This is a genomic window from Vibrio sp. MMH1-50 (assembly GCF_022347645.1).
Classification (GTDB): domain Bacteria; phylum Pseudomonadota; class Gammaproteobacteria; order Enterobacterales; family Vibrionaceae; genus Vibrio; species Vibrio harveyi.
In genome coordinates this window covers 1-24978 of the sequence record NZ_JAKRGG010000001.1, presented here as the reverse complement: position 1 = coordinate 24978, position 24978 = coordinate 1, and the positions used below count along the sequence as shown (strand labels likewise).

General features: G+C 45.4%; 20 protein-coding genes. 9 read left to right on the top strand and 11 right to left on the bottom strand.

The window, feature by feature from the left end:
- Positions 1 to 11: 11 nt before the first annotated feature.
- Entirely contained in the window at positions 12 to 653 is a 642-nt protein-coding gene (locus tag MHO32_RS00095; RefSeq protein WP_026138173.1) for a DUF2959 domain-containing protein, read from the top strand.
- A gap of 97 nt (positions 654 to 750) precedes the next feature.
- Here the strand turns inward: MHO32_RS00095 and MHO32_RS00090 are convergent, their stop codons facing one another.
- Complete coding sequence (locus tag MHO32_RS00090) at positions 751 to 1299, bottom strand: AAA family ATPase (RefSeq protein WP_239210472.1); 549 nt, start codon at positions 1297 to 1299, stop codon at positions 751 to 753.
- Positions 1300 to 1374: 75 nt separating this feature from the next.
- Positions 1375 to 3204, bottom strand: a complete 1830-nt coding sequence (gene typA, locus MHO32_RS00085) for a translational GTPase TypA (protein WP_005448526.1) — start codon at positions 3202 to 3204, stop codon at positions 1375 to 1377.
- Between the two features lie 530 nt (positions 3205 to 3734).
- On the opposite strand from typA, the gene glnA reads away from it, so the two are divergent.
- The 6 genes from glnA to add all read left to right on the top strand — a co-directional run bounded on the left by glnA (position 3735) and on the right by add (position 12375).
- The gene (glnA, locus tag MHO32_RS00080) at positions 3735 to 5144 is read left to right on the top strand and encodes a glutamate--ammonia ligase (protein ID WP_005448527.1); all 1410 of its coding nucleotides are present in this window, start codon (positions 3735 to 3737) and stop codon (positions 5142 to 5144) included.
- Positions 5145 to 5340: 196 nt separating this feature from the next.
- Positions 5341 to 5922, top strand: a complete 582-nt coding sequence (locus tag MHO32_RS00075; RefSeq protein ID WP_239210471.1) for a DUF4124 domain-containing protein — start codon at positions 5341 to 5343, stop codon at positions 5920 to 5922.
- 130 nt (positions 5923 to 6052) lie between these two features.
- Positions 6053 to 7099 carry a nitrogen regulation protein NR(II) gene (glnL, locus tag MHO32_RS00070; RefSeq protein ID WP_005448530.1) on the top strand — a complete coding sequence of 349 codons (1047 nt, stop codon included), beginning with the start codon at positions 6053 to 6055 and terminating at the stop codon, positions 7097 to 7099.
- Between the two features lie 60 nt (positions 7100 to 7159).
- The gene (gene glnG, locus MHO32_RS00065) at positions 7160 to 8563 is read left to right on the top strand and encodes a nitrogen regulation protein NR(I) (RefSeq protein ID WP_005448532.1); all 1404 of its coding nucleotides are present in this window, start codon (positions 7160 to 7162) and stop codon (positions 8561 to 8563) included.
- A gap of 112 nt (positions 8564 to 8675) precedes the next feature.
- Complete coding sequence (locus MHO32_RS00060) at positions 8676 to 11222, top strand: bifunctional diguanylate cyclase/phosphodiesterase (RefSeq protein WP_239210470.1); 2547 nt, start codon at positions 8676 to 8678, stop codon at positions 11220 to 11222.
- Positions 11223 to 11370: 148 nt separating this feature from the next.
- On the top strand, positions 11371 to 12375 hold the full coding sequence (gene add, locus MHO32_RS00055; RefSeq protein WP_239210469.1) for an adenosine deaminase: 1005 nt from the start codon (positions 11371 to 11373) through the stop codon (positions 12373 to 12375).
- Between the two features lie 67 nt (positions 12376 to 12442).
- Here add and hemN read toward each other — a convergent pair whose 3' ends face one another.
- The 5 genes from hemN to MHO32_RS00030 form a co-directional block, all read right to left on the bottom strand.
- The gene (gene hemN / locus MHO32_RS00050) at positions 12443 to 13834 is read right to left on the bottom strand and encodes an oxygen-independent coproporphyrinogen III oxidase (protein WP_005448537.1); all 1392 of its coding nucleotides are present in this window, start codon (positions 13832 to 13834) and stop codon (positions 12443 to 12445) included.
- Positions 13835 to 14019: 185 nt separating this feature from the next.
- Positions 14020 to 14508 carry a DUF2489 domain-containing protein gene (locus MHO32_RS00045; protein WP_009702678.1) on the bottom strand — a complete coding sequence of 163 codons (489 nt, stop codon included), beginning with the start codon at positions 14506 to 14508 and terminating at the stop codon, positions 14020 to 14022.
- A gap of 7 nt (positions 14509 to 14515) precedes the next feature.
- The gene (gene yihI, locus MHO32_RS00040; protein ID WP_005448540.1) at positions 14516 to 15061 is read right to left on the bottom strand and encodes a Der GTPase-activating protein YihI; all 546 of its coding nucleotides are present in this window, start codon (positions 15059 to 15061) and stop codon (positions 14516 to 14518) included.
- Positions 15061 to 15699, bottom strand: a complete 639-nt coding sequence (locus MHO32_RS00035; protein WP_005448542.1) for a class I SAM-dependent methyltransferase — start codon at positions 15697 to 15699, stop codon at positions 15061 to 15063. The genes yihI and MHO32_RS00035 overlap by 1 nt, the downstream gene beginning before the upstream one ends.
- Positions 15700 to 16442: 743 nt before the next feature.
- Positions 16443 to 17060: a c-type cytochrome gene (locus MHO32_RS00030; protein WP_005448544.1), complete on the bottom strand. Its 618-nt coding sequence runs from the start codon at positions 17058 to 17060 to the stop codon at positions 16443 to 16445.
- Between the two features lie 159 nt (positions 17061 to 17219).
- Between MHO32_RS00030 and yihA the strand changes: the two genes are divergently transcribed.
- Positions 17220 to 17879 (top strand): ribosome biogenesis GTP-binding protein YihA/YsxC, encoded by a 660-nt coding sequence (gene yihA, locus MHO32_RS00025; protein ID WP_009698995.1) that lies wholly within the window; start codon positions 17220 to 17222, stop codon positions 17877 to 17879.
- A gap of 516 nt (positions 17880 to 18395) precedes the next feature.
- Here yihA and MHO32_RS25880 read toward each other — a convergent pair.
- The 4 genes from MHO32_RS25880 to hemB form a co-directional block, all read right to left on the bottom strand.
- Complete coding sequence (locus MHO32_RS25880; protein WP_438356636.1) at positions 18396 to 18443, bottom strand: hypothetical protein; 48 nt, start codon at positions 18441 to 18443, stop codon at positions 18396 to 18398.
- A gap of 193 nt (positions 18444 to 18636) precedes the next feature.
- Entirely contained in the window at positions 18637 to 21429 is a 2793-nt protein-coding gene (gene polA / locus MHO32_RS00020) for a DNA polymerase I (protein WP_050907070.1), read from the bottom strand.
- Between the two features lie 606 nt (positions 21430 to 22035).
- Positions 22036 to 22470, bottom strand: a complete 435-nt coding sequence (locus tag MHO32_RS00015) for a GNAT family N-acetyltransferase (RefSeq protein ID WP_239210468.1) — start codon at positions 22468 to 22470, stop codon at positions 22036 to 22038.
- Between the two features lie 125 nt (positions 22471 to 22595).
- A complete protein-coding gene (gene hemB / locus MHO32_RS00010; protein ID WP_005448548.1) occupies positions 22596 to 23657 on the bottom strand; it encodes a porphobilinogen synthase in 1062 nt (353 codons plus the stop codon).
- 186 nt (positions 23658 to 23843) lie between these two features.
- On the opposite strand from hemB, the gene MHO32_RS00005 reads away from it, so the two are divergent.
- Positions 23844 to 24608, top strand: a complete 765-nt coding sequence (locus tag MHO32_RS00005; RefSeq protein ID WP_239210467.1) for a TatD family hydrolase — start codon at positions 23844 to 23846, stop codon at positions 24606 to 24608.
- Positions 24609 to 24978 lie beyond the last annotated feature (370 nt).

Below are 24978 nucleotides of genomic sequence, written 5' to 3'. Positions count from 1 at the left end.
AGGACATAAGAATGCCTTATTTATTAGCAATTGTACTATCAATTTTCACTTTGACAGGATGTCAGTCCGCATATTATTCAGCAATGGAACAAGTGGGTTACCACAAACGTGACATTATGGTTGATCGTGTGGAAGACGCCAAAGAATCGCAGCAAGACGCACAAGAAGAGTTCACCAGCGCGCTAGAAGCTCTTTCTGCGTTAACTAACTTTGACGGCGGTGAGCTAGAAAGCGTCTACAACAACATTAACGACAAATACGAAGACAGTGAAAAAGCGGCGCAAGATGTACGCGACCGCATTGCTGCAATTGAAGATGTGTCAGATGCTCTGTTTGATGAATGGCAAGGCGAGCTAGACCTATACACCAGTGCGAAACTGCGTCGCTCTAGCGAACAGAAGTTGCGTGAAACCAAAGCGTCTTACAAAACCATGCTTAACGCTATGAAGCGTGCAGAAGACAAAATGACGCCAGTATTAAATACGCTGCGTGACAACACGCTTTATCTAAAGCATAACTTGAACGCAAGCGCGATTGGTTCATTGAAAGGTGAATTCTCTAGCCTAGAGAAAGACATTCAATACGCAATCAAACAAATGAATGCCGCGATTACTGAGTCAGATAAGTTCTTACAGCAGCTGAATCAAAAGTAATTCGACAAAGCCTCCTCCTCGTGAGGAGGTTTTGCTATCTAGCGACCAAGCTATCCCTCGCTCCGTCAGTTACCGGCATACCTACCAAGCTCTATCTTTACTCCCCACCTTCTACCTCAGCAACTAAGCCCATTACTTGTCGAACAAACGCCACCCATTCAGCTACGCTTCCCCATGGCACTTCAACCACTTCATACCCCAGTTCAGTATAGGTATCGACTAAGGTTTGATGGATTTGTAGCGCCTCTTCAAAACTGTGTGGACGCACATCATCTTGAACATAAATAGAGGCTTCAGGTCGACATGTGAGCACCTTACTCTGGTACCCTGCACTCTCAATCAAAAAGGCTTGTTCAACGGGACAGCCGCCCACTTTTAAATATGCCACGATGTCTGGGATAGCACGGTCAACAAAAGCGACCGGATGATTCAGCGCTTCTCGCTTTTGCTTGCCCATTAACTCAAGGCATAAGCTGGCAAACTCAGGTAAATTCGTCCAAGGCAAAATACCATTGTTCAATTGGCTTTGCTGCTCAATCAAGGTACGTGAACCTTCAGCAAAGGTGGCGTACCCCAACTCGCCTAACGCATTCAACAAGGTGGTTTTACCTGCACCCGGACCACCAGTGATAACAATTGGCGTCATCGTCTTATTCCTTCAGATACAAAAAGCCCCGAGCATAACTCGGGGCTTATTCTTAATCGAATCCGTTACAGCAAATTATTTTGCTGAACGTGAAGCACGTTTACGATCGCTTTCCGTTAGGAATTTCTTACGGATACGGATGCTTTCAGGTGTTACTTCTACTAGTTCGTCATCATCGATGAACTCTAGTGCTTGCTCAAGAGTCATCTTGATTGGTGGAGTAAGAACCTGTGCGTCATCTGTACCAGATGCACGAACGTTGGTTAGCTGCTTACCTTTCAGTGCGTTTACTGTTAGGTCGTTGTCGCGGCTGTGAATACCGATAACCATGCCTTCGTAAACTTCAACACCGTGACCGATAAATAGACGACCACGTTCTTGAAGGTTGAATAGTGCGTTAGTTAGCGCTTTACCCATTGCGTTAGCAATTAGTACACCGTTTACACGTTGACCGATGTTACCGCCTTTGTGTGGCGCGTAGCGATCAAACGTATGGTATAGAAGACCAGAACCAGAAGTCAGCGTCATGAACTCAGTTTGGAAGCCGATCAGACCACGAGATGGCATTTCGAAGTCCATACGTACACGACCTTTACCATCTGGAGACATGTCTTTCAGCTCACCTTTACGTAGGCCGATGTTCTCCATGATGCCGCCTTGGTGCTCTTCCATAACGTCGATAGTTACCGTTTCGAACGGTTCCAATAGCTGACCATCTTCTTCTTTGATGATTACTTCTGGACGAGATACAGCAAGCTCGAAGCCTTCACGACGCATGTTTTCGATCAGGATAGATAGGTGAAGCTCACCACGACCTGATACGCGGAATTTGTCTGGATCGTCTGTTTGCTCTACACGCAATGCAACGTTGTGTACCAATTCCTTCTCTAGACGCTCAAGGATGTTACGTGAAGTAACGAACTTACCTTCTTTACCCGCGAATGGAGACGTGTTTACTTGGAACGTCATTGTTACTGTTGGTTCATCAACAGACAGCGGCGGTAGTGCTTCTACTGCGTTTTGCGCACAGATAGTGTCAGAGATTTTTAGCTCGCCAAGACCTGTGATTGCAATGATATCACCAGCGTTAGCTTGCTCAACTTCGTGACGCTCAAGGCCAAGGTAGCCCATTACTGTACCCACTTTACCGTTGCGAGTTTTACCGTCAGCACCGATAACTGTTACTTGTTGGTTTGCTTTCACGCTACCACGAGTTACACGAGCAACACCGATAACACCAACGTAAGAGCTGTAGTCTAGCTGAGAAACTTGCATCTGTAGTGGACCGTCTAGGTCAACTTCTGGAGCCGCTACTTCTTCAACGATAGTTTCGAATAGAGGTTCCATGTTTTCGCCAGTTTCGCCTTCTTCTAGAGAAGCCCAACCGTTAAGTGCTGACGCGTAAACAACTTTAAAGTCTAGCTGTTCGTCAGTTGCACCTAGGTTGTCGAATAGGTCGAAGACTTGGTCCATAACCCAATCAGGACGTGCACCAGGACGGTCAATCTTGTTGATTACAACGATTGGTTTAAGACCGTGAGCAAATGCTTTTTGAGTTACGAAGCGAGTTTGCGGCATTGGACCATCAACAGCGTCAACGATAAGTAGAACTGAGTCTACCATCGACATGATACGTTCTACTTCGCCACCGAAGTCCGCGTGTCCCGGAGTATCTACGATGTTGATGCGGTAGTCATTCCAGTTAATTGCTGTGTTCTTAGCAAGAATGGTAATGCCACGCTCTTTTTCAATGTCGTTCGAGTCCATGACTCGCTCTTCAGCTTCACCGCGAGACTCAAGCGTGCCTGATTGTTGTAGCAGCTTGTCAACCAACGTTGTTTTACCGTGGTCAACGTGCGCGATAATCGCGATATTTCTTAATTTATCAATCTGTGGAGTAGCCATGGATATTGATTCACTTAGATAGATGAAATGCCCTCATGCTGAGAACGGGTGCTCTCTGACGACATTTACTGATTAAAAAAACGGCCATAATGTACCAGATTCTAGCAAAAAGCATAGAGATATGTGATCTACTCCCGAGCATTTCTGTCAAATTTACGCTTAACACCCGCTTTAGAGCGCCATGCGAATTGATTCAACGCAACTTTATTCCAATCGCGCATATTACAAATTGACTCTTGCTCAAAAACTGGGCTGAATAAGCAACGTAGTTGTCACATTGTGGTGCAATAATAAAATAATGCACCATAACGGTGCACCTACAGATCATTTTGGTGCAATCGTTTGCACCAAACTCGCGTATAAAAACGCAATCCATTGAAATTAATGGAATAATTTTTTTGGCACGGTTTTGGCTTTAGAGAAACCAGCATCGATTAATAAAATGTCAAACAGATTAATCAATGCTGGATTTAATTAATGTTTCATAAATCGAGCTTTTACCGCTTTATTAACACTGGAGGTTATCCAAGATGTCAGTAGAAAACGTTTTATCACTGATCCAAGAAAACGAAGTTAAGTTTGTTGACCTACGCTTCACTGATACAAAAGGTAAAGAGCAGCACATCTCTATCCCTGCTCACCAAATCGACGCAGACTTCTTCGAAGAAGGTAAAATGTTCGATGGTTCATCAGTTGCTGGCTGGAAAGGCATTAACGAATCAGACATGGTTATGATGCCAGACGCATCTTCTGCAGTGCTTGACCCATTCACTGAAGATGCAACGCTAAACATCCGTTGTGACATCCTTGAGCCTGCAACAATGCAAGGCTACGACCGCGACCCACGCTCTATCGCTAAGCGCGCAGAAGACTTCATGCGCTCTACTGGTATTGCAGACACCGTTCTTATCGGTCCTGAGCCAGAGTTCTTCCTATTCGACGACGTTAAGTTCGCAACTGACATGTCTGGTTCTTTCTTCAAGATTGATGACGTAGAAGCAGCATGGAACACAGGTTCTGATTACGAAGAAGGTAACAAAGGTCACCGTCCAGGCGTTAAAGGTGGTTACTTCCCAGTAGCTCCAGTAGATTCATCTCAAGACATCCGTTCTGCAATGTGTCTAGTAATGGAAGAAATGGGTCTAGTTGTAGAAGCGCACCACCACGAAGTAGCAACTGCGGGTCAAAACGAAATCGCAACTCGCTTCAACACGCTAACAACGAAAGCTGACGAAATTCAAATCTACAAGTACGTTGTACACAACGTTGCTCACGCATTTGGTAAGACGGCGACATTCATGCCTAAACCACTAGTTGGCGACAACGGTAGCGGCATGCACGTTCACCAATCTCTAGCAAAAGATGGCGTAAACCTATTTGCTGGTGACAAGTACGGCGGTCTATCTGAAACTGCACTTTACTACATCGGCGGTATCATCAAGCACGCTCGCGCAATCAACGCATTTGCGAACCCATCAACTAACTCGTACAAGCGTCTTGTACCAGGCTTCGAAGCACCAGTAATGCTAGCTTACTCAGCGCGTAACCGTTCTGCTTCTATCCGTATCCCAGTGGTACCAAGCCCTAAAGCGCGTCGTATCGAAGTTCGTTTCGGTGACCCAGCGGCTAACCCATACTTATGCTTCGCAGCAATGCTAATGGCTGGTCTTGACGGTATTAAGAACAAGATCCACCCAGGTGAAGCGATGGATAAAGACCTTTACGACCTACCAGCTGAAGAAGCAGCAGAAATCCCAACTGTTGCATACTCACTAAAAGATGCACTAGAAGAACTAGATGCAGACCGTGAGTTCCTAACTGCAGGTGGTGTATTCTCTGACGACTTCATCGATTCTTACATCGGTCTTAAGTCTCAAGACGTAGAGAAAGTAAACATGACAACTCACCCACTTGAGTTCGAACTTTACTACTCTGTATAAGGTTTCAGCTGTGTAAAATGTAAACGCAGTTACAAAATATTAGGCTCGCCTCGCAGGCGGGCCTTTTTTGTATTCGCTCACTCTATTTGGGCGTTTAACATGGAGGGATAACTAAAATACGCTCAGACTCTCTTGCTTGATAAGTCAAAGAGCTAAGCACCTAAACGTGAAATCATCTATCAAAAGAAGGTGAGCAATGAAAGTTCAGCTTTTACCATCACTATGCGCCCTCAGTAGTGTACTGATTGCAACGACAGCCTTAGCTCAAGTCGCGTACACTTGGGTGGATAAAGACGGTGTGGTGCACTTCAGTGACACACCAAACCAAGGCGCAAAGACCATCTCTCTGCCAAATCTTGAATCCAGCGCTCCAGCCCCTAAAGTGGAGAGCACCGAGTCTCTCGCTCCACAAGCAAATGCAGCTCAGGAGCCGACCACAGAGAAAAAAACTAAAACGGATAAACCGTTACCCCTTTCCCTCACTATGCTCACTCCACAACACGATGAAACCATTCGCAGTAACTCTGGTGTCATCAATATTCAGCTCGAAGCAAACCGCAAATTAGGCATCGGCGAACAACTGCAACTCATCCTTGATGGTAAGCCTTATGGAGCTCCTCAAAGCCGCTTAACTTGGCAGTTAAACAATATCGACCGTGGCACGCACACCCTTGCGGTAAAAGCCAAAAGAAGCGGCAAGCTTATTGCATCTACTAGCCCTGTAACGGTGCATTTACATAGAGCGAGTATCAAGCCGACCATTAAAGGGGCAAAGTAGAATATTAAGTGAAAAAAACCGCACTCTGATGGCGCTTTTCACTTTTTCTTCTTAGATTTATTCGCCATACTTACGTTCTATTGCACCAATATAGTGCAACGCACAATCACAACGCAAACAAGGACGTAATGTGGATACCAGTCTCTCCAGTGCCATTCTCAATAATATGGTGACAGCTACGCTGATTCTTGATGATGGGTTAGCGGTACGTTACGCCAATCCCGCGGCTGAGTTGTTGTTCTCACAAAGTGCTAAACGCATTGTTGAACAGTCGTTATCTCAGTTAATTCAGCATGCGTCACTGGATCTCGCCCTGCTCACTCAACCATTGCAGAGCGGACAAAGCATCACTGACAGTGACGTCACTTTTGTCGTCGATGGGCGTCCTTTGATGCTCGAAGTCACCGTCAGTCCTATTACATGGCAAAAACAGCTGATGTTGTTGGTTGAGATGCGCAAAATTGATCAGCAACGCCGCCTCACTCAAGAGCTCAATCAACACGCTCAACAACAAGCGGCGAAACTGTTAGTACGCGGTTTGGCGCATGAAATTAAAAACCCACTCGGCGGTTTACGCGGCGCAGCACAACTATTGGAAAAAATGCTGCCCGACCCTTCCTTGACGGAATACACACACATCATCATTGAACAAGCCGACCGATTGAGAGCCTTGGTTGATCGTCTTCTTGGACCGCAAAAGCCGGGTAAGAAAGCACAAGAAAACCTGCACCAAGTGTTGGAGAAGGTACGTCAATTAGTCGAATTGGAGTCACAGCATTCGATCGTCATCGAACGAGACTACGATCCGAGCTTGCCAGAGATTTTGATGGACGCGGACCAAATCGAGCAGGCAATGCTCAACATCGTCAGCAATGCGGCACAAATTCTGTCCCACCAAGAACACGGTAAAATCACCATACGCACCAGAACGGTGCATCAAGCCAACATTCATGGTCAGCGTTGCAAACTCGCGGCTCGCGTTGAAATCACTGATAACGGACCGGGAATTCCACCCGAACTGCAAGACACGCTTTTCTACCCCATGGTCAGCGGACGCGAAGGCGGAACCGGACTTGGGCTATCTATTTCACAAAATTTGATCGACCAGCATAACGGCAAGATTGATGTCGAGAGTTGGCCAGGTCACACCACTTTTACTATTTATTTGCCAATCTGACTTGGTTAATTGGCTTTGCTATTCGTCAGTTTTTAGGCTTTTGCTGCAAGGATTTATTACATGAGTAAAGGATATGTTTGGGTCGTCGATGACGACAGTTCGATTCGTTGGGTCATGGAGAAAACCCTCTCCTCAGCTGACATCAAATGCGAAACCTATGCGGATGGGGAAAGCGTTTTAATGGCGCTAGAACGTGAAGTACCAGACGTTTTAGTTTCTGACATTCGCATGCCGGGTATCGATGGCTTAGAGCTATTAAAACAAGTACAACGCGACTACCCAGATCTCCCCGTCATCATCATGACGGCGCATTCCGATTTAGATGCGGCAGTGAACGCCTACCAAAAAGGCGCTTTTGAATACTTGCCCAAACCGTTTGATATCGACGAAACGCTCACATTGGTAGAGCGCGCCATCGCTCACAGCCAAGAGAACAAGCGCGAGCAACTTCTACCGGACGATATCCCTACTGATACACCTGAAATCATTGGTGAAGCACCAGCAATGCAAGAAGTATTTCGTGCTATCGGTCGTTTATCGCGCTCTTCTATTTCTGTTCTGATCAACGGTGAGTCGGGTACCGGCAAAGAATTGGTTGCTCATGCCTTGCACCGCCACAGTCCGCGCGCCAACAAACCTTTTATTGCCCTCAATATGGCTGCGATCCCAAAAGACTTGATTGAATCGGAACTGTTTGGTCACGAGAAAGGCGCATTTACTGGTGCCAATAGCGTCCGTCAAGGTCGCTTTGAGCAAGCCAATGGTGGCACGCTGTTTTTGGATGAAATCGGTGACATGCCATTAGATATTCAGACCCGATTATTGCGCGTGTTGGCGGATGGTCAGTTTTATCGCGTTGGCGGACACTCTCCAATCCGTGTCGACGTTCGTATTGTCGCAGCCACCCACCAAAACCTTGAAAAATTGGTCCATGAGGGTGATTTCCGCGAGGATTTATTCCATCGTTTGAACGTTATTCGTGTGCAAATCCCCGCACTGAGAGAACGTAAGCAAGACATTGAAAAACTCACCCAACACTTCCTCGTTCGAGCGGCTGATGAACTCGGTGTCGAAACCAAAACCCTGCATCCATCTTCGGTGGAAATTCTTAATCGCCTTGATTGGCCGGGTAACGTTCGCCAACTGGAAAACATCTGTCGCTGGTTAACCGTTATGGCCAGCGGAAGTGAGGTGCTACCTAGCGATTTGCCTGCCGAATTGCTGGAAGAAAAGAAAATCATAACTGAAACCACCAGCGGCAGTTGGCAAGAACAATTGGCGGATTGGGCACGCCATGCGCTAGAAGCTGGGGATAAAGAACTGCTTTCCTACGCTTTACCAGAATTTGAGCGCATTTTATTGGAAGCCGCATTAGAACATACTAAAGGTCATAAGCAAGATGCCGCTAAAGTATTAGGTTGGGGACGCAATACCCTAACCAGAAAATTGAAAGAACTGTACTGACCTTAAGCGGCAACGAGTTTGACAAAAGGTTATCAAGCGCACACTTTTGCTCTCGATTGATAACCTAAGTATCAGTACAATTATGGTACGACACCCCTTATATGGCTAGGCAATGTCAAACGCAACGACTCAAATTACACTACGCACCGCTGTACTCATCCCTTTTGTGATGATTTTTTTGCTGGCTATCAGTGTGATTGTCTACGTCCAGAAACAGAGCTATGAAGAGGTTGTTACCGACATCAGTGACAAACAGCTTTCTGTATTAACAGAGAGTGTTCACGATCATCTGAATGATTACCTGCGCAAGCCTTTCACTGCAGTGACTGCGCTTGGTCACAACGTTAGTTACCACAATCTTTATCGCCCGCACGACACCAAAGAAATCCAAGACTATCTGTTAAGTGCCTTTAAGGATTTGTATCATTCGATCCCACAGTTAGATGTCATTGCATTCGGTTCAGAATCTGGGGACTTTACAGGTTTTCGTCGTGAATCTGATGGCGCCTATACACTGATGCTTCAAGACCATCGAACCAATGGCAACTTAGTGATTTACGGTAGTAAAACCATCAGTGATGACATTCGCACCATCATCGAGCCTTACGATCCTCGCACTCGTCCTTGGTACCAACCCATCGCTCAAGACAACAAACCTCGTTGGTCGAGCATCTATGCTAATGCCGACGAACGTCAAGACATCACTCTGTCAGCGATGACGCCTATCTATGAAATGGGTGAGTTTGCTGGTGTGTTGGTAACCGATGTGCGCATCAATACGTTTAACTTATTTTTGCAAAAGCTTAAGCAAGATACGAATGCCTCGGTTTACATCATGGACCAAGAGCAACGCTTAGTGGCGCACTCTGGACAAGGTAGTGTGATTTCTTGGGGGACAAAGTTCTCAGATAAAGGTCAGCGCTTATTCGCTTCAGAAAGCGCAGATCCAGTCATTCAGATGAGCGCGGCTCGCGTCAGTGGCAAAAACCTAAGCTACAGCGATAAGCCTTATACTTTTGAGTTCGACTTCAACGGTCAGCGCACCTTTAGCCGAGTCACGCCATATCATGATGCTAACGGTTTAACTTGGTTTATTGGCACTTCGATCTCTGAGACAGAACTGCTTGGCACCCTACCAAAGAACCAGCAAAGAAGCTGGATGGTGGGTATTTTCGTTAGCTTGGTTGGCATCGTCATTAGCATGCTTATCTTCAGCCGAGTTACTCGCCCCATCAATGCCACAGCGACAGCAGCCCAACACCTTGCGAAAGGCGATTGGGATAGCACTATGCCTCGTCCTGGTTATGTGTACGAGACGACTATTCTGGTGCAAGCGTTTAACGAGATGGCAAGCAACCTCAAAGCGTCCTTTAAAGCACTGCGTGAACAACTTGAGTTTGATTCTCTAACCCGCCTGTATAGCCGCCAAGGGCTAATAGAAGTGAGTGATAGCTTACCTCACTCAGGGCAAGGGAGTTTGTATCTTATTGGGATCAACAAATTTAGAGATATCAATGACAGTGTTGGTCATCACAACGGCGATAAGCTTCTGATACACATCGCTGAACGCCTTAAACAGCAACTGCAAGATGAAGCGACACTAGCGCGCATCGGTGGTGATGAGTTTGCCGTATTCATGCCCAACACAAACAGTGATAGCGACATCAGCTTAGTTGAGCGCCGTTTACACCAACTGTTGGCAGCACCATTTGTTCTTGATGGTGAAACGGTCGTCATTAAAGTTTCTATTGGCGTCGTACGCACTCAGCCCGATCAGACAATGTCTTTATGGCTGCGTAATGCCAGTATTGCGTTGAGTTACGCGAAACAAGATTCTCGCACCAGCGTCTGCCACTACAGTCCTGAAATGGCGAGCGCGTCTAAATTCCGAACTCAGATGATCGCTAAGATTCAAACAGGCATCGATAACCGTGAATTTGTGCCTTTCTACCAACCTATTATTGATCTTGCATCAGGCAACATTTGTGGCGCCGAAGCACTCGCACGCTGGCACAGTGATTCAGGAATGGTATCTCCGTTAGATTTCATCCCAATCGCCGAAGAAAGCGGCATGATCAAGACCATTGGTCAACAAATCTTATTCCAAGCGTGTAGTGATACTCGTAAAGCAATCGACAGTAGACGTTGGCCTGAAGACTTCCAATTACACGTTAATGTGTCGGTTCATCAGCTTTCAAGCCCTAACTTTGTTGAATCCGTCGCGAAAGTGCTGCGAACAACGGGTCTGCCTGCCACCAATGTGACGCTGGAGATCACCGAGTCGCGCATCATCGACAGCGCACCAACGACACTGGATAATTTGCTCAAACTGCGAGAAATGGGACTAGGTATTGCTATTGATGACTTCGGCACAGGTTACTCATCTCTGGCTTACTTACACGCATTACCGTTTACCTGCTTGAAGATAGACCGCACCTTTATTAATCGTCTGACTAAAGAGAACCTCGACAGCTCTGTTGTATCAGCGATCATCAACATCACCAAAGGCATGAAGACCAATGTAGTAGCAGAAGGCGTGGAAACGGCTGCGCAAGCACAACTGCTCAGTTCACTTGGCTGTAATCAGGTTCAGGGCTTCTACTACAGTCGCCCAATGCCGATGGAAGAATGGCCAACACATTTGGTTAACATGAAGTAGAAAACAGCTGAAATCGTTGATTTCCTGGTCATCCTCTACTGACAACTTGCCTAACTGTTATTTATACTTAACTGCAAATCTTCCCCATGTATTGTCATTGATAATGTTTGGGCTGAGTTCCTGTTCACAACAAACCCGGATCGCCATAATGATAACTAAGAATCTTCCCCTAACTGATTTGCACCGTCACCTTGACGGCAACATTCGTACTAAGACTATTCTTGAGCTTGGTCAGCAATTTGGTATTGCGCTACCTGCTTACGACATCGAATCACTAACACCACACGTTCAAATTGTTGAAGCTGAGCCATCTCTTGTTGCTTTCCTTTCTAAGCTTGATTGGGGCGTAGCAGTGTTGGGGGATCTAGATGCGTGTCGCCGCGTTGCTTACGAAAACGTTGAAGACGCACTAAACGCGCAAATTGATTACGCAGAACTGCGTTTCTCTCCATACTACATGGCGATGAAACACAAACTACCAGTCGCAGGCGTAGTAGAAGCAGTAGTTGATGGCGTGCAAGCGGGTATGCGTGATTTCGGTATCAAGGCAAACCTAATCGGTATCATGAGCCGTACTTTCGGTACTGATGCGTGTCAGCAAGAGCTTGATGCAATCCTTAGCCAAAAAGACCACATGGTTGCCGTTGACCTTGCTGGTGATGAGCTTGGTCAACCAGGTGACCGTTTTGTGTCTCACTTCAAACAAGTGCGCGACGCAGGTCTGAATGTAACGGTGCACGCAGGTGAAGCGGCTGGCGCAGAAAGCATGTGGCAAGCTATTCAAGAGCTTGGAGCGACACGTATCGGTCACGGTGTGAAAGCAATCCACGATCCTAAACTGATGGATTACCTTGCAGAAAACCATATTGGTATTGAATCGTGCCTAACGTCAAACTTCCAAACTAGCACTGTTGAATCATTAGCAAACCACCCACTGAAACAGTTCCTAGATCACGGCGTACTTGCGTGTCTAAACACGGACGATCCAGCAGTGGAAGGTATTGAACTGCCTTACGAATACGAAGTGGCGGCACCAGCAGCAGGCCTAACTCAAGAACAGATTCGCCAAGCGCAAATCAACGGTCTAGACATCGCTTTCCTATCAGATGCAGAAAAAACTGAACTGAAAGAAAAAGTGAAAGATCGTGCTTAATTGCCGCAAAAACATAAAAAAATGCCAGCATTTGCTGGCATTTTTTATATCTAGAATCGGCTAAAGATTAGATAACGCGCGAGAATTGCTGCTGACGCGCTTTCGCTCTTAGGTATTTATCGAAGCTCATGCAGATGTTACGGATCAACAGACGACCACGAAGCGTAACGCGAATTTCACGGTCATCCACTTCCACTAACTCGTCATTAATGAAGGTTTGTAGTAGCTCTAGGTCTTCTTTGAAGTATTGCTCAAACTTAACGCCAAATTCAGACTCAATCGCCTTCTTATCCAGCTTAAAGTTACAGATAAGCTGTTTGATCACTTCACGACGTAGCAAATCATCCGCATCCAGTGATACACCTTTCCACAGCGCGTGGCGAGATTCATTCACTTGTGCGTAGTACTTTTTCAATTCTTTTTGGTTTTGTGCGTAGGCATCACCAATCATTGAAATTGCAGAAACACCAAAGCCTACCAAGTCACATTCACCTTGCGTCGTGTAACCTTGGAAGTTGCGGTGCAAGATGCCTTCACGTTGAGCAACAGCAAGCTCATCATCTGGCATAGCAAAGTGGTCCATACCGATGAACTGGTAACCAGCACCTGTTAGCGTAGCGATGGTGTCTTGCAGAATCGCCATCTTCTCTTCCGCTTTTGGCAAATCTTCATCTTTGATCTTACGCTGCGCAGCAAACAGTTGTGGCATGTGCGCATAGTTAAACACAGACAAACGACCTGGCTGCATTTCTAACACTTGCTCTAGTGTCTTCGCAAAAGATGCCTTAGTTTGCTTCGGTAAACCATAAATCAAATCAAGGTTGGTTGAGCGGAAACCAAGTTCTTTTGCGCGAGCAACCATCGCAAAGATAAATGCTTCATCTTGCTCACGGTTCACGAGCTGTTGAACTTCTTTATTGAAATCCTGCACGCCAATGCTCAGACGGTTGAAGCCTTCACCACGCAAGTGATCCAGCATAGTGAGCTCGATTTCACGTGGGTCAACTTCAATACTGATTTCCGCATCCGCACTAAACGTAAACTCTTGGCGTAGCAAGTTCATCACACGCGTGATTTGCTTTTCAGATAGGAAAGTTGGTGTACCACCACCAAAGTGCAATTGAGTCACCTGGCGTTCACCCAATAGTGACGCGCGTTGACGAATCTCGTGCTCAAGTACATCCAAGTATTCGTCAGCCTTATGCGAATGGCGAGTAATGACTTTATTACAGCCACAGTAGTAGCAAAGCTTATGACAAAACGGAATGTGAACGTACAGAGATAGCGGACGATCTGGGTACTGAGTGCATGCCATATCGTAGTCCGAAATGGTAAACGCTTCATGAAACTCCAGTGCTGTCGGGTATGACGTGTAGCGCGGGCCAGAGTAGTTGTACTTATCCAATACCGCTTGATCCCAGACGATTTGCTGTTTCGATTCAGTGTGTTGATTCGACATGGTGGTACTTTCCGTTAAATGCTAGGGAGACGAAAGCCGTCGCCCGATATTCAGAAACCGTTATTTTGCCATACGACGATGACAACTACGGTAGTCGCTGTCGGCTTTTTAAGTATAAAACCAAAGAAGTGCTAGCGTGATCACGATACCCCCATTGGTTATAAGGAAACCATCGGGGGCACCAATTAGATCATCTGAATATTGATTTGGTTATTCAGTGGCTGAACGTCTTTTTGCAACACTTTGAGCTCTTCGATGATCGCGTCCGTTAAGCGCTGTTCAGCTTTGTGACGCGTCAGGTTCTGTTGCATACGTTCTTTTTTGGCAAGCTGCTGGCGCTCTTCGCCGCGCGCCATATCTTTCACGGTATGGTACAACTCAGAAATCGCAGGGTATGTGGCATCAAAATCGATACGGTCTTCACCTTGGACATAATCCATGATGTTGTAAACACGAATACTGATTTCCGACAAGTCACATTGCCCTTGGATGCCCGCCTGACACAAGGTATGCACGTTCTCAAAAATGTTGGCGTTACGCTTATCGATCGCCAATTTTTGATGCTTCAGCTGCAATTCCTTTTGCTTTTTCAATTGAAGCAGAAGGTAACCTGCATAAGAAGCCAGCGCGATAATAATCACTGCACCCGCAATCGCTAATAAGGTTACGTTCATGGATTACTTATCCTTTGTAGTCGTCGAAGTTGATATCGTCGAAGTCTGCAAGTAGATCGTCGTCGTTACGAGACCCTTTTACTGCTGGCGCAGTAAAGTCTTCGTCGTCTTCTTCCGGCTCTAGTAGACCTAGTTGATCCATTAGCTTCTCGATGCGATCTAGCTTCTCGTCTACATATTTCTGTAAACCAGTACCTAGGTTCTCACCCGCTTCGATACGATCCAACAACACGTTCAATTGCGCATCGTTTTCTAGCATCTCTAGCTCTTGCTCAGCAGATAGACGACGCTCTTGTTTAGTTTGCTTCTTCGCTGGCTCAACAATCAGAGGAATCTTCTTCTTGCTTCCTAAGCGAGGATCGCGTTTTTGCGCTGCGGCTTGTTTCTTCTGCTCTTCCGCATCAGAATTGCGGCTACCAGTCTTCAAGCCTTTACGCTTTTTCGCGCGCTTACGTAGACGACCTTCTACATCTGATTCTGTACGGTTACGAGTTACTACAAACTCAGGTGCGCCAGAGGCACCTGGCTTTCTTGATTTCTTTTTACGGCTCATTACTGGGTCTTCCTCAGTAAAATTACATCATTACCAATAAATTCGAGTTCGAGCTTATCCCGCTCTGCTAGGAACTGGAACGTATCACGGCTAAAGAACACCACATGCGTCGGATCGTTCTTATAGTGCCATGTCCGAAAGGCTTCTACATCGATGACCATTTTCGTCATCAGGCCTATCCAGCCACCTGGCTTAACTAAATTCAACCATTGCTTCCACACCATATCTGGGTGGTAGAGGTGTTCGATCACCTCTGTTGCTGTCATGAAATCGTACTGCTTTTCCAACACACAAGTATCTGGGTGATAGTAAAGATCGTACAATGCCATGTTGTGCCCCGCTTCTTCTAACATTAAGGAAAGCGTAGGGCCCGGACCACAACCAAAGTCGATTCCGTTCGATTGTGGTGAAATTCGCTCTGCGATTGGGTCAGCAATTCGTGCCAAAAAACGGCGATATCCCATATCTTCAGGATTGTTCTCATGCAGATCATAGTGAGCTTTTTCAGTTTCCGCATCCAAACGTTGGTCTGGATTGACGAATACCAAACTGCACTGCTCACATTGAAGATACTCGCGTTGCTTATCTTCAAAAAAGTGGTGAGTGCGCTGATTCTGGCATAAAGGACAGGTGTGCATGCTGACTTCCTCAAACAGGGATGCGAAACATACCAGAAAGTGGACTCAGATTGGAGTGTTACTGGATACTTTTTCAGCAGTTTTTGTTAAAAAAGTTTTTATCGGAATTGAAGGTATAAAAAAAGCGACAGTGAGACTGTCGCTTTCTGAATGCCACCAATAGTGGCGAAACTGTGTTGCACTCATTTGGTGCACCAAGAATCCTTTTGTTTTTCGAGCTTTCCTTGCCAAAAAGTGTTGTTCTTCATCTTCCTGATGAGTTTTGGCTATCCGTTTACTTCCTGTCTACTGAGCTACTTCCTGAGCTTGATCCGTTTCGCTGTCTTAACCGTTAGACTAGATGACCATCCATATCTGATAGGCTCCTTGCCTACCTAAGTCCCTTTTCCGACTATCAAACGTCCTTCGTTTGCGTCCTTGGAGACCTTATATCCATGGTCTAAATTCCTGTCATTCACTCCTTGTGAACAGCCTCTACTTTACGGACTGGATAAAAACCGACAAGTCATTGAAAAAAATTATTGATAGTTTTTTTGGGTCAAAAATAAATAGTTCAATCTATCAATAACTTAAAGAACAAGATGAGAAATAGTATCGAACAAGTATGGCAAATGTCTCACAAAGCACCTAGCTAACTATCACTTGTGAATGAAAATCCATATGTGATCAAGATCACTAACAAAAATGCCCCAGCAAAAAAGCTAGGGCATATTTGTATAACTGTGCTCGAACTATGTAGGGGTTTAGTGCAGACCGCCAACGTATTTCGACAGAACTTCGATGTCTTCGTCTGTCATTTTTTTCGCGATGTCACGCATCATGGCGTTCATATCGTTACCACGGTTACCATCACGGAACTTTTCTAGCTGAGCTTTGATGTAGTCAGAGTGCTGACCAGAAATTTTAGGGAAACCTGAAAGCTCAGTGCCGTTACCACGAGGGCCGTGACATGCGATACATGCGGTTAGACCGCGTTCTGCGTTACCAGCGGTGTAAAGTACTTTACCTTTGTCAACAACATCTTCTGGTGTTGAACTCTCTGAGATTGGTAGAGAGGCATAGTATGCAGATAGATCAGCGATGTCTTCATCGCTCAGTGGCATTGCCATACCACTCATCACAGGGTCGTAACGACCTTGCTTACCACCACTAGTCATACCTAGTTTTAGATCTTTTAACTGCTTCTCAAGATACTTAGCGTGTTGGCCTGCAAGTTTCGGGTACATTGCGATTGCACTGTTACCGTCCGCTCCGTGACAGGCGACACAAGTTTGTGATTTTGCTTTACCAGCTTCAATATTACCTTGGGCCCATACTGAGCAACTGGCTAAAAGACTCAAAATTAGCGCTAATTTCTTCATGACATTCCATTATAATTATCAAGCTTCCAGTACCACGGAATGTGAACATACCGCGTACACTCATGGTACAATAGGCGACCTTATGCCGAGCACGGTTATTTTACACAATTTCACAAAAAAGTAATCAATCGACTACACAAAGTCGAGATGGAGTTAACAGTGAGCGTAAAAATTCATTACCAAAACACGCATTTCATCACCAGCGCACCCGATATTCGTCACTTACCTGAGGACGAAGGTGTCGAAATTGCGTTTGCAGGACGCTCAAACGCTGGTAAATCGAGTGCACTTAACCGTCTTACTAACCAAAAAAGCTTAGCAAAGACATCAAAGACACCAGGTCGTACTCAATTGATCAACCTTTTCAAAGTGGAAGAAGGTTGTCACATTGTCGATTTGCCAGGATATGGCTTCGCTCAAGTACCGGTTGAGATGAAGAACAAATGGCAAAAATCATTAGGTGAATACCTACAGAAACGCGAGTGCCTAAAAGGCTTGGTGGTTCTGATGGACATCCGTCACCCAATGAAAGATCTCGACCAACAAATGATTTTCTGGGCAATCGACAGCCGCATCCCTGTTCAAGTTCTTCTGACTAAAGCAGACAAACTGAAAAGCGGTGCTCGCAAACAAACGCTACTGAAAATCCGCAAGCAAGTGGAAACATTTGGTGGTGACGTATCGGTTGACGTGTTCTCTTCACTGAAAGGTCTAGGTGTCGATCAGCTACGTGCCAAACTGGACACTTGGTTTGCACCAGCATTTGCACACTTGATTGAAGAAGACGAGCAAGGCGCTCCAGAGAGCGGCGAAGAATAATTAACAAAATTTGTTAAATTTTTTCGACACAGCCCTGCCTTTTGGTGGGGCTTTTGTTTATCTGTCATCTAAAAACGTGAATTTCAGGCAATAAAAATCCCCACCTTCCTGGCAGGGATAACGGGAGAGAAAAATTGGTAATTATTGTTATGTGGCGAAGCATTACTGAACTGAGATTCGATTTCAATAGGTTAAAAAGCAATCTTATTTCCTGCTCACCGACAAATATCCCCACCCAAGCCATCCAATAGTATTAACATTCAGATAGTTAAGTTAAACGAAGTATCAAAAAGACGTAACTTAGTTTCTTTCAAGAAAAAATAATAGTGTGACTGGCGTAAATTTACAGCATGAATAACGCAATAAATTTAAAGGAAAAATCGAGATTTTGCAGTGACTTAGAGAGGTCAAAAAAGAAGGTTTTTGAGGATTTAGCTTAACTTACTGATCAAAAAGAAAATTTTTCTTTCGCCCAATAAAAAACGCCCCAGTCAAAAACTGACTGGGGCGGCTGAATCAGCCTAATCCAATAACGTGAAACAAAAGGTCTGAAAGATAGAACATCTTACCTCTGTACCCTACGAGAGATAATGTACAACAATTGGTCAGATTTGCAAAGAACTTTTGTAGTTTTTTTTCATGAAAGTTTTATTAAGCAACATTAAATCTCAGATCTGATTTGCTTTTTTAATGACACAAAAAAGCCAGCGTTTGTGCGCTGGCTCATACTAAATAGGCTAAATTGGCTTAAAAATGACTAGTGTGCTTGATCCCAGTTGTCACCATGACCTGCTTCTGCCACTAGAGGCACTTTCAGCTCTGCTGCAGATTCCATCAAATTCTGTACTTTACTTTCAATTTCGGACAAAGACGACTCTTCAACTTCAAATACCAGTTCATCGTGTACTTGCATCAGAAGTTTCACTCGACCGTTGCCTTCTTCTTGAATCCACTGATCAACTAACAACATCGCTTTCTTGATGATGTCCGCAGCGGTACCTTGCATCGGTGCATTGATCGCTGCACGTTCTGCCGCCTTACGACGCATGCCGTTACGAGATTGAATTTCAGGAAGGTGTAGACGGCGACCAAAGATGGTCTCGACGAAGCCTTGCTCTGAAGCCGCACTGCGCGTGTCTTCCATGTACTGCATCACGCCTGGATAGCGCTCGAAGTACTTGTCCATGTACGCTTGAGCTTCACCACGAGGAATACCCAGTTGCTTCGCCAAACCAAATGCACTCATGCCGTAGATTAGACCGAAGTTAACCGCTTTCGCACGGCGACGTTGCTCACTTGAAACGTCTTCAATAGAAACGCCCATGATTTCTGCTGCCGTTGCTGCGTGGATATCTTTACCATCACGGAACGCATCAAGCAGTGCTTGGTCACCTGATAGATGCGCCATAATACGCAATTCAATCTGAGAGTAGTCGACTGCCAGAATCTTGTAACCCGTAGGGGCAACGAATGCCTGACGAATACGACGACCTTCTTCATTGCGAATTGGGATGTTCTGCAAGTTAGGATCGGTTGAAGATAGACGACCCGTTGCTGTCACCGCTTGGTGGTAAGAAGTATGCACACGACCCGTTGATGGGTTGATCATCTTCGGTAGTTTGTCGGTGTACGTTGATTTTAGCTTCGCCAGACCACGGTATTCCAAAATCAGTTTTGGTAGTGGGTAATCCAAAGCCAGTTCTTGCAGCACTTCTTCATTGGTAGAAGGTGTGCCTGATGGCGTCTTCTTGATAACTGGTAGACCCATTTTTTCAAACAGAAGCGCTTGCAGTTGCTTCGGTGAGTTCATATTGAACTCTTGTTCTGCAATCTCGTACGCCTTTTGCTCAAGCTCGTCCAGACGTGCAGCAATTTCTACCGACTGTGCGCTAAGCTTCATGTCATCAATCAATACACCAGTACGTTCAATGCGAGACAGCACTGGCACGAGTGGCATTTCGATTTCTTCGTATACGGTTTTTAGCTTTTCATCTTGTTCGATGTTAGCAAACAAACGGTTATGTAGACGAAGTGTCACATCTGCATCTTCTGCAGCATATGGTGAAGCTTCATCCAGATCGATTTGGTTGAAGGTCAGTTGGTTTTTACCTTTACCTGCGATTTGCTCGAATGAAATGCAGCTGTGCTGTAGGAAGCGCAGTGCCAAGCTGTCCATATCGTGCTTGCCGCCTACACTGTTGTAGACGTAAGAAGCCAACATAGTGTCGTGCTTGATGCCTTTCATCTCAATGCCGTAGCGAGCCAACACAGATGCATCGTATTTTAGGTTTTGACCGACTTTCGCTTGAGCGTCGTCTTCAAGAATCGGCTTCAGCTGTTCAAGTACCCAATCACGATCCAGCTGCTGAGGCGCATCTAGGTAGTCATGAGCCACTGGAACATAAGCCGCAATGCCTTCATCGGTCGCAAATGATAGACCGACTAGATTTGCCACCATGTAGTCTAGGCTGTCGGTTTCGGTATCAAACGCAATTAATTCAGATGCCTTTAGTTTGTCTAACCAAGCATTAAATGAAGCTTCATCTAGGATGGTTTCATACTGGCTACGGTCGATTTTTACTGCTGAGGTATCCATATCTGCTTTAGATGAAGCAGAACCACCACGCGCAGCGCCGGTTGATTCATCCGCTTCTACTACACCTGTACCGCCTTCTAATAGCTCGTTCAACCAAGACTTAAACGTCAACTGACCGTACAGTTTGATCAGTTCATCTGTGCTTGGTTCTGCTTTTAGCAATGATTCTGGCGTCTCCTCCAGCTCCACATCCAACTTGATGGTCGCTAGCTCGTAAGACAGCATTGCGTTGTCTTTGTTGTCGACTAGCTTCTTAGCCATGGTTTTTGAACCACGGAAGCCAAGCGCAGCGATATCGTCGAGGTTTTCATACAGCTTAGTCAGACCGCCAATGCCTTGTAGCAAAGCAGTAGCGGTTTTATCACCCACACCCGGAACGCCAGGAATGTTATCAACTTTATCGCCCATCAACGCTAGGTAGTCGATGATCAATTCTGGTGGGATACCAAACTTCTCAACCACACCTTCACGATCCATCACAACGTTGGTCATGGTGTTGATCAACGTAACGTTATCATCTACCAACTGCGCCATATCTTTATCGCCAGTACTGATCAAAACAGGCATGCCTTGCTGTGATGCTTGATAAGCCAGAGTACCAATCACGTCATCGGCTTCTACGCCAGGAATACAGATCAATGGCAGACCCATAGCGCGAATAACGTTGTGCAGAGGTTCAATCTGGCAACGAAGATCGTCCGGCATTGGTGGACGATTCGCTTTGTATTCCGGGTACATATCGTCACGGAAGGTTTTACCCTTCGCATCGAAAACCACTGCGATACGATCAGAAGCAAACTGACGCATCATGCTGCGTAACATGTTCACTACACCGTAAACTGCGTTAGTTGGAATTTCACCGTTACTCATCGTGCCTGGGTAAGCGTGAAAAGCGCGATATAGATAAGAAGAACCGTCGATCAGAATCAACGGATTTTCAGGAATACTTGCCATAATTGTCTGTATCCAAATCAGTACTTAATAGATCTGCTTAGAATGCCATGACTGCTGATCCGAATCTATCTTGTTCGCTCGATCAAGGTCGCGGAAATTTTCCGATGTTATTCACGAAATTTGCACCTTCTTGTGGATAACTCTGTTTATAGAAATTATCCACTGGTTATCCAACGGAAATAAAACCAACAAAACACCAACGTAAGATATTGTTTTTAATAAAAATAAATACCAACAGGCGAGAAGATCAACGATCCTAAAATGATCATGACATGTGGAAAAGTTGCCAATAGAGGCGTCAATTAGAAATCTCAGAAAAGAAAAAAGCGACCCAATTGGGTCGCCTAGCAGAAGTGGTGAAGCTATTTCCATTTATATGGCAGCTTAACCAAGAAGCTATAAATTACACTGGAAGCAATGTGAGCAATGTCGTGTCAAAAAGAATTCGTGCAAGTTCTGGGGAAAATGTTTCATTACCTTCTCAACACTCAGTTAATTAGCAACTCAACGTCCTTGTGAACTTTCCTCATTCCCTAAGACAGGTTTAATAATAATGATTCTCATTTAACAGTCAATACCTAAATGAGAAAAAATCTCATTTATTTTTTATAGCGCCTTAATGAAGTGGACTCGAGACTCACGCAAGTTGGTTTTTTCTTCAAACTTTTCAATGATATAGTCGTTTCTTAGCAACAAACGAAGCATGGCAGGAAATTGATTGCGTGATTTCACTTTTAACGTTTTGTAGCCCTGCTCTGCGACCCATTCTTCTTGCGCTTCCAATAACATCTGAGCCACACCCTCATTGCGCGCTTCTGGCGCAACGCCACCAAACCAGCTGTAAAAGGTGTAATCATCTAACTCATAGCCGATTTTAAAGCCAAAGATAGCTCCTGCTTTCTCAGCGACTAAGATTAAGCTTTTTTTATCCCCAAGACGCTCCGCCATGGATTCAACCGTCTCACCACGTGCAAACTCAGTAACACGAGCCACCACTTGGATCGCTTCTTCCAGCGTGCCTTCACGAATCAGCATTGTCATTGTCTTACTCTCCAGAAATAAATATACCCAAGTAACTTCAAGCCGTGTGTATTCCGTCTTGAGGGTACTTGGGTATATTCAGACCGACAACAATTGTCGGTCTGGTTTTTCTCATTGAGCGATAATTACTCGTCTGTCGCTTCTTGAGTCTTTACTAGGTGCTCTGCAGCTTGTGCGTTTTCTTCCGCTAACCACTCTGCTACATCTTTCGCGAAGTAAGTCAGGATGCCATCCGCACCTGCACGTTTGAAGCAAAGCAGAGATTCCATCACGGTCTCGCGCTCTTTTAGCCAACCATTCATGATGGCTGCTTTATGCATCGCATACTCACCAGAAACTTGGTAAGCGAACGTTGGAACTTGAAGCTCAGTCTTAACACGACGAACCACATCAAGGTAAGGCATACCTGGCTTAACCATCACCATGTCAGCGCCTTCATTGATATCAAGCGCCACTTCATGTAGCGCTTCATCCGTATTCGCAGGGTCCATTTGGTAGTTTTTCTTGTTGCCACCTTTTAGGTTCGCTGATGAACCAACTGCATCACGGAATGGACCGTAGTAGTTTGATGCGTACTTCGCAGAGTAAGCCATGATTTGAGTATGGATGTGACCCGCTTCTTCTAGTGCTTCACGGATTTTACCGATACGACCATCCATCATGTCTGATGGTGCAACCACGTCTGCACCCGCTTCTGCGTGAGACAGCGCTTGTTTTACAAGTACTTCGGTTGTCTCATCATTCATCACGTAGCCATCTTCATCGATGATGCCGTCTTGACCGTGAGTAGTGAACGGGTCAAGTGCCACATCTGTGATCACTCCGATTTGAGGTACGTGCTCTTTTAATGCACGTACTGCGCGCTGAACCAAACCTTCAGGGTTGTAAGCTTCAGCAGCACATAAGCTTTTAGCGTCTTGGTTTACGACAGGGAAAAGCGCGATTGCTGGTACGCCTAGGTTTGCTAGGTATTGTGCTTCTTCTAGCATTAAATCAATCGACAAACGTTCTACACCCGGCATCGATTCAACACTTTCACGACGATCTTTACCCATCAGAATGAACATTGGGTAAATCAAATCGTTTACTGAAACTTGGTTTTCAGCCATCAAACGACGACTAAAATCGTGCTTACGCATACGACGCATACGGCGTGCAGGGAATGGACCTTGAATTGATACAGACACCACTTTCTCCTTGTCTGGAAGGTTACGATGATCAAATCATCTGGTGGCAAAATCATATCACTCTTGATACACCTTGCGAGCAGCAATATGGAAAAACGGCATGAAAAAAACCGAAAATGACCCCGTACTCACACTCAAGTATACTTCTCACTAATTCCATACACCGATAAACCATAGAGACCAACCATGATCGATACTCACGCTCATATTTACGCTAGCGAATTTGATAACGACCGCGACGAGGTGGTGAAGCGCGCTTTAGAACAAGGCATTGATAAAATTCTGCTGCCGAACATCGATCTTGAGTCTATTGAGCCGATGCTAAAAACCGAAGCGGCTTATCCTGAGACTTGTCGTTCAATGATGGGGCTGCATCCATGTTACGTCGATGGCAATGTTGAGCAAACACTGGCAATCATTCGTGACTGGTTTGAAAAGCATAACTTTATTGCAGTGGGTGAAATCGGTATCGATCTGTACTGGGATAAAACCTTCCGAGTAGAACAAGAGATGGCGTTTGTGACTCAGTTAACCTGGGCTAAAGAGATGGATTTGCCTGTCGTTATCCACACTCGTGATTCAATTGAAGAAACACTGACCTTACTTCGTCAAGAACAAGATGGTCGCTTGCGTGGTGTATTCCATTGTTTTGGCGGCAGTTTAGAAGAAGCACAGGCGATCAACGAGCTTGGGTTCCACTTAGGTCTGGGCGGAGTATCAACCTTCAAAAACGGCGGTATGGATAAGGTTATCCCGCATTTGGATATGAACTGGATAATTCTAGAAACAGACTGCCCGTACCTTGCCCCTGTTCCACATCGTGGGAAACGTAACGAACCAGCTTACACTTCTTTAGTGGCGGCGCGCGTGGCGGAACTACGCGGAGAAAGCCTTGAAGCGATTGATGCTCTGACGACCAAAAACGCAGAAGAGTTGTTTAGCCTGAAGTGATGTAAGTACTCACATAAATTAAAATCAAACATTTCCTTATAATTCAATACATTAACCTTAAATATATAAGTAACATGCTATTGAGATATAAGCGCTTCTCTCCCTAAACTATTGCCCATATATTCAATGGTATGGGCTGCTCATGAACACTTGCCAGCACGGTATTTACTTACAGCGTCAAAAACGCACCCTATTGCAAAAACTAATAGGCATCAAAGAGGTATACATCTGCTCAAGGTGCGGATACATCCGCAAAATTACATAGTCTTGGTATACCCAAGTAACCTCGAGATGCTAGGTTCAGCGAGACTGACTTGGTTTGTAGACGCGGCGGCGATTTAAAGGTTTAGTGGGTCTAAATCAAGAATCG

What these genes read in the sequence shown, in the direction of transcription:
- MHO32_RS00095 (WP_026138173.1), top strand. Translation starts at nt 12, where the DNA reads ATGCCTTATTTATTAGCAATTGTACTATCAATTTTCACTTTGACAGGA.
- MHO32_RS00090 (WP_239210472.1), bottom strand. Translation starts at nt 1,299, where the DNA reads ATGACGCCAATTGTTATCACTGGTGGTCCGGGTGCAGGTAAAACCACC.
- typA (WP_005448526.1), bottom strand. Translation starts at nt 3,204, where the DNA reads ATGGCTACTCCACAGATTGATAAATTAAGAAATATCGCGATTATCGCG.
- glnA (WP_005448527.1), top strand. Translation starts at nt 3,735, where the DNA reads ATGTCAGTAGAAAACGTTTTATCACTGATCCAAGAAAACGAAGTTAAG.
- MHO32_RS00075 (WP_239210471.1), top strand. Translation starts at nt 5,341, where the DNA reads ATGAAAGTTCAGCTTTTACCATCACTATGCGCCCTCAGTAGTGTACTG.
- glnG (WP_005448532.1), top strand. Translation starts at nt 7,160, where the DNA reads ATGAGTAAAGGATATGTTTGGGTCGTCGATGACGACAGTTCGATTCGT.
- MHO32_RS00060 (WP_239210470.1), top strand. Translation starts at nt 8,676, where the DNA reads ATGTCAAACGCAACGACTCAAATTACACTACGCACCGCTGTACTCATC.
- add (WP_239210469.1), top strand. Translation starts at nt 11,371, where the DNA reads ATGATAACTAAGAATCTTCCCCTAACTGATTTGCACCGTCACCTTGAC.
- hemN (WP_005448537.1), bottom strand. Translation starts at nt 13,834, where the DNA reads ATGTCGAATCAACACACTGAATCGAAACAGCAAATCGTCTGGGATCAA.
- MHO32_RS00045 (WP_009702678.1), bottom strand. Translation starts at nt 14,508, where the DNA reads ATGAACGTAACCTTATTAGCGATTGCGGGTGCAGTGATTATTATCGCG.
- yihI (WP_005448540.1), bottom strand. Translation starts at nt 15,061, where the DNA reads ATGAGCCGTAAAAAGAAATCAAGAAAGCCAGGTGCCTCTGGCGCACCT.
- MHO32_RS00035 (WP_005448542.1), bottom strand. Translation starts at nt 15,699, where the DNA reads ATGCACACCTGTCCTTTATGCCAGAATCAGCGCACTCACCACTTTTTT.
- MHO32_RS00030 (WP_005448544.1), bottom strand. Translation starts at nt 17,060, where the DNA reads ATGAAGAAATTAGCGCTAATTTTGAGTCTTTTAGCCAGTTGCTCAGTA.
- polA (WP_050907070.1), bottom strand. Translation starts at nt 21,429, where the DNA reads ATGGCAAGTATTCCTGAAAATCCGTTGATTCTGATCGACGGTTCTTCT.
- MHO32_RS00015 (WP_239210468.1), bottom strand. Translation starts at nt 22,470, where the DNA reads ATGACAATGCTGATTCGTGAAGGCACGCTGGAAGAAGCGATCCAAGTG.
- MHO32_RS00005 (WP_239210467.1), top strand. Translation starts at nt 23,844, where the DNA reads ATGATCGATACTCACGCTCATATTTACGCTAGCGAATTTGATAACGAC.